General features: G+C 52.6%; 14 protein-coding genes. 2 read left to right on the forward strand and 12 right to left on the reverse strand.

What is annotated here, in order from left to right:
* Positions 1 to 31: 31 nt before the first annotated feature.
* From VHE34_RS04450 to VHE34_RS04480, 7 genes are read right to left on the reverse strand one after another with little or no spacing between them, the layout of a single operon-like run.
* Positions 32 to 811: a nucleotidyltransferase domain-containing protein gene (locus VHE34_RS04450; RefSeq protein WP_325585018.1), complete on the reverse strand. Its 780-nt coding sequence runs from the start codon at positions 809 to 811 to the stop codon at positions 32 to 34.
* A gap of 13 nt (positions 812 to 824) precedes the next feature.
* Positions 825 to 2,732 carry a sigma-54-dependent Fis family transcriptional regulator gene (locus VHE34_RS04455; protein WP_325585021.1) on the reverse strand — a complete coding sequence of 636 codons (1,908 nt, stop codon included), beginning with the start codon at positions 2,730 to 2,732 and terminating at the stop codon, positions 825 to 827.
* A 49-nt stretch (positions 2,733 to 2,781) separates the two neighbouring features.
* Positions 2,782 to 3,426 carry a hypothetical protein gene (locus VHE34_RS04460; protein ID WP_325585023.1) on the reverse strand — a complete coding sequence of 215 codons (645 nt, stop codon included), beginning with the start codon at positions 3,424 to 3,426 and terminating at the stop codon, positions 2,782 to 2,784.
* Positions 3,423 to 5,270 (reverse strand): NRDE family protein, encoded by a 1,848-nt coding sequence (locus tag VHE34_RS04465; protein WP_325585025.1) that lies wholly within the window; start codon positions 5,268 to 5,270, stop codon positions 3,423 to 3,425. The genes VHE34_RS04460 and VHE34_RS04465 overlap by 4 nt, the downstream gene beginning before the upstream one ends.
* On the reverse strand, positions 5,258 to 5,755 hold the full coding sequence (locus tag VHE34_RS04470; protein ID WP_325585029.1) for a hypothetical protein: 498 nt from the start codon (positions 5,753 to 5,755) through the stop codon (positions 5,258 to 5,260). The genes VHE34_RS04465 and VHE34_RS04470 overlap by 13 nt, the downstream gene beginning before the upstream one ends.
* The gene (locus VHE34_RS04475) at positions 5,752 to 6,162 is read right to left on the reverse strand and encodes a DoxX family protein (RefSeq protein WP_325585031.1); all 411 of its coding nucleotides are present in this window, start codon (positions 6,160 to 6,162) and stop codon (positions 5,752 to 5,754) included. The genes VHE34_RS04470 and VHE34_RS04475 overlap by 4 nt, the downstream gene beginning before the upstream one ends.
* A gap of 9 nt (positions 6,163 to 6,171) precedes the next feature.
* A complete protein-coding gene (locus tag VHE34_RS04480; protein WP_325585033.1) occupies positions 6,172 to 6,642 on the reverse strand; it encodes a YHS domain-containing (seleno)protein in 471 nt (156 codons plus the stop codon).
* A gap of 287 nt (positions 6,643 to 6,929) precedes the next feature.
* Between VHE34_RS04480 and VHE34_RS04485 the strand changes: the two genes are divergently transcribed.
* Positions 6,930 to 7,274 (forward strand): DUF5655 domain-containing protein, encoded by a 345-nt coding sequence (locus VHE34_RS04485; protein WP_325585035.1) that lies wholly within the window; start codon positions 6,930 to 6,932, stop codon positions 7,272 to 7,274.
* Positions 7,275 to 7,320: 46 nt separating this feature from the next.
* Here the strand turns inward: VHE34_RS04485 and VHE34_RS04490 are convergent, their stop codons facing one another.
* The 4 genes from VHE34_RS04490 to VHE34_RS04505 are packed head-to-tail and all read right to left on the reverse strand — an operon-like array spanning position 7,321 to position 10,005.
* The gene (locus VHE34_RS04490; RefSeq protein ID WP_325585037.1) at positions 7,321 to 8,196 is read right to left on the reverse strand and encodes an NmrA family NAD(P)-binding protein; all 876 of its coding nucleotides are present in this window, start codon (positions 8,194 to 8,196) and stop codon (positions 7,321 to 7,323) included.
* A gap of 4 nt (positions 8,197 to 8,200) precedes the next feature.
* Positions 8,201 to 9,109, reverse strand: coding sequence for an alpha/beta hydrolase (locus VHE34_RS04495; protein WP_325585040.1), 909 nt, complete (start codon positions 9,107 to 9,109; stop codon positions 8,201 to 8,203).
* A 58-nt stretch (positions 9,110 to 9,167) separates the two neighbouring features.
* Positions 9,168 to 9,755, reverse strand: coding sequence for a TetR/AcrR family transcriptional regulator (locus VHE34_RS04500; RefSeq protein WP_325585043.1), 588 nt, complete (start codon positions 9,753 to 9,755; stop codon positions 9,168 to 9,170).
* A 46-nt stretch (positions 9,756 to 9,801) separates the two neighbouring features.
* Positions 9,802 to 10,005 (reverse strand): hypothetical protein, encoded by a 204-nt coding sequence (locus tag VHE34_RS04505; protein ID WP_325585045.1) that lies wholly within the window; start codon positions 10,003 to 10,005, stop codon positions 9,802 to 9,804.
* Between the two features lie 240 nt (positions 10,006 to 10,245).
* Here VHE34_RS04505 and VHE34_RS04510 point away from each other — a divergent pair, with 240 nt between their 5' ends.
* Positions 10,246 to 10,452 carry a YHS domain-containing protein gene (locus tag VHE34_RS04510; protein WP_325585047.1) on the forward strand — a complete coding sequence of 69 codons (207 nt, stop codon included), beginning with the start codon at positions 10,246 to 10,248 and terminating at the stop codon, positions 10,450 to 10,452.
* Positions 10,453 to 10,494: 42 nt separating this feature from the next.
* Here the strand turns inward: VHE34_RS04510 and VHE34_RS04515 are convergent, their stop codons facing one another.
* Positions 10,495 to 11,382, reverse strand: a complete 888-nt coding sequence (locus VHE34_RS04515) for an AraC family transcriptional regulator (RefSeq protein ID WP_325585049.1) — start codon at positions 11,380 to 11,382, stop codon at positions 10,495 to 10,497.
* Positions 11,383 to 11,544 lie beyond the last annotated feature (162 nt).

Below are 11,544 nucleotides of genomic sequence, written 5' to 3' on the forward strand. Positions count from 1 at the left end.
GTGATGATTCTTCCCGCCCTCTGCCCGCGCGTCAAATGCCGTCCAGCAGAGTCTTTAGCAATACGGCCTTTTCCGCGGTCTCGAAGCTCTCGATGTTACACACCGAAAGTATGGACGGCAGTTTCGAATAAAGGTCGGGCATACCAAGCCAGACCTCTACTTGCATCCTTATCCATTTATTATATGCTATGGGATACACGCGTCGGGAAATGAACAGCGCCTGCAGGAATTTTTGAAAAGCAACCGTTAGTCTGTCGAACGCCTGGAAATGCAACCCCCTTTCCAGGTAAGGCCGGATACAACTCAGATCATATTCGCAGGATTGTGTGATCATTCTCAACCTTTCCGACCGTAACGCGGAATCATAATAGGGGAGCCACCTGCGTCGCAGATCGAGGAAAAAAGGGCCTGCTTGTCCCAGGGGTACCGAATAGCGAACCTGATTGCCGATCTCGATCTCAAAACTGTCCGGCATTCCCCCCGTTTCCATTGGGCCGGGCCGGTAATCGCCGGTGATCAGGTCCAAATGCAAAAGGGCATGCGGGCCAAGTGCCTGGTAGGTTAACAAAGCCGGGGAATTGGCAGCGAATGCCAGCCAGGCGGCCTCCATTTCCCCGATCTCGGTTGAGGTCGTACCCTGGGCCGCGAGTATGGCCAGATCGAGGTCGCTCCCGGCGACTGCCTGCCCCCTCGCGCAAGAGTTGACCACGAGGATAGTATCCACATTTTTAATGTTCTGGAAATACTCTTTTATCGCTTCAGCCGCTTCCTTGTGTGCCTTGGTTGGAAAAGAGATTGCATAGTTGATCATAGTAATTGATTCATCAGGCATCTTTTCGCTTGACAATGCCCAGTTTCTTGATCCTCGCCTCCAGCGTCGTGGAGTTCAATCCGAGAATGGCGGCGGCCCCGCCGGGGCCGCTGACCTTCCAGTTTGTTTGTTTGAGGACATCGACAATATGCTCCCTTTCCACCTGCTCCATCGTTCGCTGGGAGGATGCGCCACCGGCCGGGTTCGTCCGGTTACCCGGCATCCAATCTCCACATTCAAGGACACCTTCCTGGCTGAGGATCATCGCCCGCTCGATCAGGTTCTCCAGCTCCCGGACATTGCCGGGCCAGTCATAGGACATCAATTTGTCCATTACCCTGGCCGGGACGTGCGTTATCTTCTTGCCGATCTTGTTCTCATGCTTCTGACAGAAATGCTTAACCAGCAATGGAATGTCCTCCTTCCGCTCGCGCAGGGAAGGGGATAGGATCGGAAACACGTTCAGCCGGTAGAAGAGGTCTTCCCGGAATTCTTTCTTTTCCATCGCGACTTCAAGGTTTCGATTGGTGGCAGCGATGACGCGGACATTAACGGTAAATGTCCGCGGATTCCCCAACCTTTCAAACTCTCCCTCCTGCAGGATCCGCAGGAGCTTTGCCTGCAGGTCGACGGGCAGCTCGCCGATCTCATCAAGGAAGATCGTTCCGCCATCGGCCAGTTCGAACCGCCCGATCTTCTTTTCGAGAGCGCCGGTGAATGCCCCCTTTTCATGCCCGAAAAGTTCACTTTCGATAAGATTCGCAGGCAGGGTCGCGCAATTCACCTTCACAAGCGGTCGCTTGCTTCGGTTGCTGATATTATGTACCGCCCTCGCGATCAACTCTTTGCCGGTGCCGGACTCGCCGAGGATAAGCACCGTCGCATCCGTGGCCGCCACCTGCTCGATCTGGGTCAGCACACGGTGGAAGGCCTTGCTTTTGCTGATGATCTCATCGAAATTATTATTCAGCTTGATCTCGTCCTGCAAATACCGGTTCTCCGCCTGCAATTGATTTTTCAGGATCTCGATCTCCTTCAGTCGCGACCGCAATTCGTCATTGGCCAGTTCCAGCTTCCTCCAGGCATTAAGCCGGTCGATCTCGGCGCCCGCCCGGGCGGCAAAGATTCGAAGAATCGCGGTTTGATTCTTGTCGTCGGTCATCGCCACCTTGTCAAAGGCAGCAATATTACCGATGACCAACCCGGACGATGGACTGTATATCGGCACGGCCACCCAGGACTTGATGCCCTTCTCCCGCGGAAAGGTTTCGTCCAGTTTGTCTTTGCAAAAAAAATCCCGCCCCTTCATCACGATCTCACACGGCGTACCCTTGGTATCGTATTCAAAGGTCTCTTTCATTTCCTTTCGATCCACATAGGAAAGCATGCGCAGCCGGGTGATATCGCTGTTCGAACAGGTGACCACCATCGAATACCGGACATCCAGGGTGGCCGTGATATGCCGGGTGAGTTCGTCGAAGTAATCCTGGCCGGTCAGTCCGGAAGTGCGCTGAGAAATGTTCCAAAGCAGATCCTCCTCGCGGTGTTTTTTACGAAGATCACGGACGATACTGCACGAAAATTCCTGTCCTTCGAATTCGATGTAGTTTCCGGTGACCTCCACATCATAAAGAAATCCTTCCTTATGCCGGTGCTGCGCCTCAAAGCAGATTTGCTTTTCCTTCCTCAGGCGCATCCAAAACGCGGGAAAATCGGCAACAACGGTGGACGGGTTCAGGTCGGCGACGGTCATCCTTGTCAATTCGGCCTTCGAATACCCCGATAGCCGGCTCGCCATCTCATTCACTTTAATGATCTGCGCCTTGGAATTCACCCAAAAAACAGCCTCGTGGAGTCGTTCGAGGGTATAATGGGATAGCATTAACTCCCGTTGCGGGTCTGTGGCGGTGTCGTTGGGCATAGGTTGTTTTTCGGCTTACATATATAAAGATAATTATATTCTTAAAAGCCTACCCGGAAACTATTTTCCCATTAAAGAATGTTTTATAGAGATGGATGAGCGCCGTTATCAGCAAGGCGGCGCCGACGACCCAGTTGAGCAACACCTGCCGGCTGCCCAAAAGCCGTGTGAGATATCCCCCGGACAACGCATAAATGCCAAAGGCCGCAGCCGTGCCCAGGCCAATGGCTGTGATAAAGCAGCTATGCATCCCGCGTTGGTCGCCGAGGACTTTTTTCGACCGCAGGACGCCCGTCCAGCCCATCCAAAATGGCAGATGCAGCGGATTGGTCAGGCTTAGTACAAAACCCGCTAGCCAGGGATTGAGGAAGGAGAAGGGCACCGTCGCCCGAAAGGTCTCCATTTGCCAGGCCGCCAGCAGGCTATTGAAGGCCAGGAAAAGCAGGATGCCGCAGGTAAGGACGTTGAAGACCCGGAAGAAGGGGGTGAATCTTTCCAGCCGGCGGATGGCCGCCAGGGCGACACGCACGATCATCATCTCGACAAAAATGGCGGCTACGGAAAACCCGGCCGCCCCGGCCCAGTCATGCCGGAACGCATAATTGACCACGCTTAGATTCAGCGTTCCCAGCGGCAAAGTCCCCAGGAAACTGATCGCGAAGGCCCACCCGGACAATTTGGTAATCGCTTTCATAACTGCTCCATCATTTTTAGGTAACGGGAATGGGTCACAAGCATCCGCAGACCCTCCCTGGTTTTCATCAGCGGAATTTTCTTTCGTTCGGCATTGGCCAGGCTGATCCGGAAAAGCAATCTCCAATGTCTTATGATCTCCCGCCAGGCAAAGAACACCGAGTGAGCCGGATCGTAAATATGAGTGGGTTCACTGCCGGCCCCGTTGAGTTCGATGATCGAGAAATTCTTTTCCTGCAGCAGATCGTCCCAACTGGTGAACTTGATGTCGAGTCTTCCATAGTAGAAATCAGGTACCCGTTTACAGATCCGGTCGATAACGGCCGACAGTTCCTCCGTTATCCTGTCGCTGCAGTCGATAAATTTGGCGCCGCGGCAGTGATTGCCATACGGGACTAGCACCTGCCTGATGCCTGGCGCCGGCACATTGTCAAGCAAATTTCCATAGCGGCTTGTCAACGACCCCAGTTGAAGCAACGACCTCGGCTCCCGCATCAGCAATTCCCGAACGGTGCTGCGCCCGTCGCCGGTTACCGACAGGAACTCCTTTCCGACAATACCCGTAATGCGTCCCCTGGCCTCTCCCGGCACCCGCACATAGAAGATTCCGGCCTCCATCTCGTATGAAATGTATTCCTGTATCAGGAAGTCCACTTTACTCCGCCGGCAATATTCTTCCAGTTGCGCATCGGTGCGCAGCAGGCTCACCTGCGTGCCTCTTTCTCCAATATCCGGTTTGGCGATAAGAGGGAAATGCAACGCCCTGTTGGCCAGCTGTTGCGCGACCTCGTCGGGCCTGGCCCCGGCGGCACAAAACTGGGTCCTGGGATAGTACCGGCTCGGCAGCTGTTGATAGATGCCGCTTTTTCGTTCGTGGGTGAAACCGGCATATTCGATCCGGGGATTCGCCGCATTGAAAAAGAAGAACGACCGTCCCCGGAGGCTCAACCAAAGCCAGTAAGGGTACACCGGCGCATAGATAAGGTGCGTCGGCCAGTACTCCCAATGGGTCAGCCGGACCCGGAATCTTCTGGCAGCCAGCTTCAGTCTTTCCCACCGGCTCTTGAAGTCCGTCAGCGTCAGTCCTTCCCACCGCTTCTTGCCGTCTTTCAACGGCGCACGGAAGGAGAGTGTCGACACAGAGTCGAACGCCGCGACCGCCTCTCGCCCGGTCGCCAGATCGTTGTAGAACATGCGGGAACCTTCCCCGCTGACAACGATGGACGTAACACTGACGGTATAAAGTTCGTTGTCCCGGTTCATAACAAGATCGTTACGGATATCGCGCTTACCTGCTGAATGGTGGAACGAGACAATATCGCCCGGAGCGATCCGTTTCCGGTCCTTCAGCCATTTCTCGAACCAACCCTCCCTTTCTTTCGCAACCCGCTCATCATATAGGGTCGCGGATGACCAGATGTGGGGATGCGTCTTATCGAGGGAGACGATATGCTTCCAGTGACCATCCCATCGGCATTCCCACAGGTTGCCCTGGACAAAAAGAACAAGGGTAAAAGGCTCGATACCCCCAAGGTCGATTTGCGCCATTCCCTTCAGCGGATCCATTGCTTGCATGATCTCCAGTAACACCACGCCCCTGCTCACGCGGTACGGCGGCTGACGCATGTGCTTTAGGAATGCTCCATTGAGAAGCACGGCGGCAGCCCCGTTCTCCTTTAATACGATCCAGCTTCCACCTCCATCGGCGTCCTTCGGATAGATGAGCCTGTGTCGGCCGCCGGAATAGACACCCGGCGTCAGCGCAGCGCTGCGATGCCTGCTTTCATCCCGGTTGGAGGTCAGAAAAAAGCCATCCCTGGAAGGTATATAGGTTACTGTGCACATGCCTCTCTGTGTTTGATGGTGGAAAAAGCGACCCCGAATTCGGCCGGGAGAGCTAAGGCCGAGATCTCCCGGACCCCTATTCGCAAAAGCGCCATATGATGAACGGCATGTTCGAGATTGTACACCAGTTCACGGTGAAAATTGGTGTCGACCGCGCAATGACGCCTGCCAAGATCCGCCACGAGAGTCAGCGGCCGGTCGTCATAGTCGATCATCACGGCGATACCCTGCAGGAGGCTTTTGGCATATTCCCTGTTCGTCTCGATGCGGAGGTCCCGCTTTCTTTGGTCATAGTTGACCGTACCGGTGTCATAACCGATGAATAATTCGGCAAAGAACTCTATAATGTGCCGGGTGTGTTGGCCGATCGTGGCATTGGAAAGGATTTCTATCTTTTCCGTGTACTCGGCATCCGATAGGCCATTGACCATATCCTCCAGCTGGAGCAATAACACCCTCAGGGGATCGGTTAAAGGACTGTTCATAACAAGGTGGTTTTATTCTTATTGAAGATTTGTATGAGTTGACCTCTGTAGAGCACCAAAAGCCCGGCGCAACTGATAAACACAAGCAGCGCATAGAGGAACAACTGACCCCCATCGCCTCTTACCGAAATTCCCAGTCGGGTGGCATGAAAGAAGATGGCGCCGCCCATCAACCCAATTCCCATTACGGCGCCAACCGCGGTTGTGGCTGGAATAAGGAGAAGGACGGAAGCGATCAGTTCCGCGACACCCGTACCGATCCTACCCCAGGGTTCCATGCCCAGGGTCGAAAAGATATATACGGACTCTTCCGCCGCCGAAAATTTGTAGAACAGGGTCTGCAGGAGAATAAGCGCCGCCAGACCGCGAAGGATCCAGGGAAGTATGTTCTTGATTGGTTGTGCCATGAGGGGGATTTAATTGTGAACGAATTTCATCCAGTTCTTATCGGCATTGGCCTTCAGCCGGCCTTCGTCCTTATTCCAGGACTTCAGGGTATTGTTGAAGAACTTGTTGTAATACAAAAAGAGCTTACCATCGACGATCTTAAAGGTTTCAGGGTCGACCTCCACCTTTTCGCCGTTCGCCCCCATGGCATAGGCGCACCATCCGCCGTATTGCGGCTCATATTTGCCCGGATCCGCCTTAAAGGCGTCCCTGTCCGCGATCGTCGCAAACCGGTAGGTGGCTCCCTCATATTGGAGGCTGATGTCCTTTTTGCCATCGATGGCCTTACCGGCCGTGAAATAGGCAACCGGGTCATAGCCCCCGATCGCCAGCCCGGATTTATCGAGATTGAATTGCTTTCTCCGAAGATCTGATGATTGTGCCGGCACAGTGATCGAAAAAACCACGAGAAGAGAGACCGAAAAAATCAGCTGTTTCATACTTTAATAGGTATTTGAAATGAACCGGCAAAGCTACCCGATGTCCTAAACGGGCGCAATGCCTATTTTTCCCTAAAGGTTGCCTGAATTTCCGGCCACGGATGTAAAGACGCCGACAATTACCGCTGAATTGTCGGGGCTGAAGGCATTTTTGCCGATATAAGCAACTTGTTTTAGACCCGCATAACGACTACACCGCCGGGCCCTTCCCCGCCGGCGCGAATTCCACCGGAGAGCCCCAAATGGTATTCCATATTTGTTTAATTCGGTTTTTGTATCTTAAAGGCATGGACTACACAGAGCTCGATCATTTGAGAGGCAAAGACCCCATTGTCGCCAAAATCTATGAGCGGCTAATAACAGAGGTTCGAAAGTTTGGACCGGTCGGAATTGAACCCAAAAAGACAAGTATACATCTTGTCAACCGGTTTGGATTTGCAGGCGTATATACCCGCAAAGAGTATATTAATCTGGAAGTCCACCTCAACCGCAAACTAACCGGCAAAAGGGTTGCCAAAGTGGAACAGGCCTCCGCCAATCGCTATCATCACACTATTAGATTGTCAGACCCGAAAGAAGTGGATAAGGAGTTGCTGACCTGGCTGCGCGAAGCGTACGAACTTAAAAAATAGTTCGTACAAGCCATGGATCGTGCCTATTCCCGGATCGACGAATTGGCTATTCAAACGCCGACCTGTTCTTTCGAATATACTCGGCCATCGACATCGGTTTTTGTCCCCCCAGCCGCTCGACGAGATCATTCATCCCCGCCGGCCGCCCCTCCTGGAGGTCCCGGCCGAGGGAAGCAAGATGCTGAAGAAGATAAGGATGGGCATCTTTGGCCCTCTTGACATTAGCGACGAAGGTTTCACTGTCTATCGGAACATACGTGATCGTTCTTCCCAGCGTCGCCGAGAAAATCTCGGCGACCTGTTTCATATCCAGGATAACGGGACCAAATAGGTCATAGCTCTTGCCGGCATGAGGTACGGGGTCGGCAAGGATCGACGCGGCTACCCGGCCGATATCCTCGGTCGCGATCGGCGCAAAGCGGGCATCGCCGAAAGGCAGGAAGAACCTGTTTTGTGTTTTGATAACACCCGCCTGGTACATAAACCATTCCGCAAAAAGAGTCGGCCGGAGTTGGGTAACGGCAAGGCCGGAACGTTCGAGCAGCCGTTCAGCCACCCAATGATTCTGCGCGCCATGGCTTCTTACATGGCGATGCGCGCCGAACTGGGATAGATTGACAATGTGGCCCACCCCGTTCTCCACCGCCGCCTGGGCAAAATAGGCGGTGGCTTCAACGATACCCGGCTTGTCGTTCGGAAAGACGAAGAAGGCGCTGCTAATGCCGTTCATCGCTTCGCTGACTTCGTCAAGGCTCAGGAGATCGCCTTTGACCACCTCCGCGCCCATCTCACCAAGCGCGGCCGATCGCTGATCGAGCTGACGCACCATTACCCTTACCGGTATTTTTTTCTCAAGAAGATTCCTCGCCACGCTTCCACCCGTATACCCGGTGGCGCCGGTGACTAATATATTTGTGTTCATGATTTTAATTTTTTAGAAAATTGGCTGTTTCTTGTACGAACAAGCCGGGATATTGAAAGAAAGACGCATGACCTGCATCCGGCAAAAGGACAAGCCGGGCATTCGGCAGCGTCTGATATAACCTTAATTCACTTGCGACAGGGATGAAAATATCATATTGACCGCCGACGATGAGCACGGGCTTCGTAAAAGCTTTTGCCCGGGCGAACGCAGGTTCGTTAGGCTGCGCCCAGCCCAGCACTGCAGCGACTTCCGCGCCAAGACTTGCCTGGGAGAGCGGAAGATCACGGCCTTCCTTTTTGGCTGAGATCCGGGCAAGAGATTCCTTCCCCAATGCTCTGCTGTGCTCGGAAGGCGAAAAGAATCCTCCCAGGAACTGTTCCTCCGGGCTCAGCCGCTGAGCCGCAGTCAGCTTCTGGCCGATCTGGTCAAGTCCTTCCGATCCCTGCGGTCCGGAGCCGACCAGGATCAGCTTGTTCACCAGCGAAGGCTCCGTCTCCGCGATCTCCTGGGCAATGAATCCGCCCATCGAGAACCCAAGCAGGTCGACCCTGGAATAGCCCAGGTTCCTGATAAAGGCAACCGCATCATGCGCCATGGCGGAAATCGTCGTCGGAGTGGCGCCCGACGATCCGCCGACCCCTTTGTTATCGAATACGATCACCTTCGAATATTTCGCGAGCCCATTGATGACGGCGGGGTCCCAGTCGTCCATGGAAGATCCCAGGGCCGAAAGCAACACCAGCGGCGTGCCGCTCTTATCCCCGTAAATACGATAAACGAGTTTGGCGTCATCGACGGCGATGCTCCTGGTTTCGGCATCGCGACCGCCGCCCGCATAAAGGGTAAAGGGTTGAAAACCGAATAAAATAATGGCGGCCATACCCAGCGCGCCCCTAAGTAACTGTTTCATAAATTAATGTTTGTTTGTTATAGATATGACCGATCGGTCATTTATTGAAGAAAAAAAATCAGCACAACTGTGCCTCGATCATTTTTTTAAGGGTTCGGTTGATGATCATCGTCTTATCGTTCTTCCGGGTTGTCCGGCTGATCATGACTCCACCTTCGATCATCGCGAACATTAACGCGGCAAACTCCTTATAGTCCCAGTCTGCCTTGAACACGCCCTGCCGGATGCCTTGGGTGATGATATCAACGATCATCTGCTGCGTCTTGTTCACTTGACCGGCCACCTTCTCCCGGACCACCTCATTCTGGTCATCCGCCTCCATCCCGAAATTCAACATCGGGCATCCACCTTCCACCGGTGGGTTCAGCGAGTTCCGGTTGATATCGATATAGGCAAAAAGCTTGTCCTTCGGATTGTCGAATTTATTGATGGCCATCAGCGTCCGCTGTTCCAGCAACGCCAGGTTGTAGTCCACCACAGCCTCTACCAGTACATCCTTGTTGTCGAAATGCACATACAGGCTGCCTTTGGAAAGACCGGTAACATCCATCACATCACTCATCGCCGTGGCCGCCATTCCCTTTTTATTAAAAAGAGCCGCACTCCGCTCGATGATCATCTCCCGGGTCTGTTCACCTTTCGTCATGTTCGATTGTTTTACGACACAAAGGTAAGGTGACCGATCGGTCATTTCAAAATTTATTTTTACAATTTCCTCCCCAGACAAACCCCCCCTTTAAATTTTTGCCGTTAGCGTAATCCCGTACGCCCTTGGCGCCCCCAACGAAAACGTTCCAAACGACCCATAAGGAATATATTTCTTGTCCGTCATATTTCTCATCCAGGCATCCAGCTCGAAATGCATGAAGCATCGCTATAAAGAATAGCTTCTTCATATAACAGTTGATTAAATGGGGAAGATTACGGCCGGATCTCAGGCGCGTAAGGCCAGGCCGATTCCGGATGCATACATCAAATGAAAAGCGCCGTTGTTATTTATAATTTTTTTATGGTTGATGTTCTACCTTCGCATCGAATCCACTCGTATTGTATCGTCAATCCATCGCCGAACATTTGTTCACTGAGAAGGGTATGATGATCCTGCTCGGACTCGCCATGCCATCAACAAAGACTCGATGGCCACCCGGGCCTTTTCGAAACCGAAACCCGATCTCCGCAAGCTTGCCTTCGGATATACAAAAGACCCTTACTGTGGAATGCTGCTTCATTCCGGTGTCGAAGATACCCTGACGTACAAAGGCAAGCTCTATGGCTTCTGCTCAAAAGAGTGCAAGGAGGAATTTTTGAAGGATCCGGCAGGCAACCTCGCAAGAGCCAAATAATCTACGCTTGAATAAGCCGCAGAAGGGTCGGGACCCGCACGGCTACATCCTGCCGCCCGCGAATGAATCGAGCAGCTCTTTCCTGTATTGAGAAGGCGTCTCCCCCGTGATTTCCTTGAAGAACTTATTGAAGTTGGTCATATTTTGGTAGCCGGACTGGTAACCCACGTCCGAGATGGACAGTTCATGATTTTGCAGCAGCTTGCAGGCATGTCCTACCCTCAGCTCGTTGAGGAAGCGGGAGAAGGACTTTTGCGTCCGTTTCTTAAAGAAATTGCAGAAGGCAGGCGCCGAGAGATTGGCAACGGCGGCTATTTCAGCCAGCGAGATAGGTTCGGTGAAGTTTTGTATCAGGTATTGATAGACAGTGCTCATGCGCCGGGTGTCCTTTTCATTGAAAGAGTGTTGATACCCGATAGACGCAAGGCACTCATACTCGGGGGCATCGAGGAAGAGGTTGATGATGTCTAAAAAGCCGATAACCTTTTCCAGGCCTTTCTTGTGGACCATCTTTTGCAGCTTTTGGATCGCACGCTGCTGTGTGTCGCCAAGGAACCGGACGCCCCGGCGCGCCTTTTCCAGCAGATGTGTCATCTTGATCCTGTAATGTTCTTCATGCGTCAGGTGCACAAGAAAGTTGGGGTTGAAATACGTGACGATAGCCTTTGCCGTGCTCCGGGTGGTATCTTTCAGGTAGTCCGGATCATTATACCAGATATGCGGCAGATTGGAGCTCATCAGGACGAGATCACCCGAGGAAAAATTGGCGATACTGTCTCCGACGATCCTTTTTCCCGAGCTTTCCACTACATAATTCAATTCACATAGCTCATGGAAATGAAAGGGAGTGTTGAAATGATCGCAATCGAGCTGCTTGATAAAAAATGTCTGCTCTTTCTGCAATCCTACTTCTATCAGTTGGGCCTTCATGACAAGCAGTATTAGGATATCTAAATTACAATATTCCCGGAGTATAAAAGTATTTTCTCCATTTCGGCATGATGCGGCGGGTAAAAGATTAAAAAAATTGTAATAGCCGATAATTGAGTTGTAGATGTGGCCGGTGGTGCGGTCTATCTTCGTATCGTTCAT

Source organism: Puia sp. (genome assembly GCF_035546395.1).
Taxonomy (GTDB): Bacteria; Bacteroidota; Bacteroidia; order Chitinophagales; family Chitinophagaceae; genus Puia.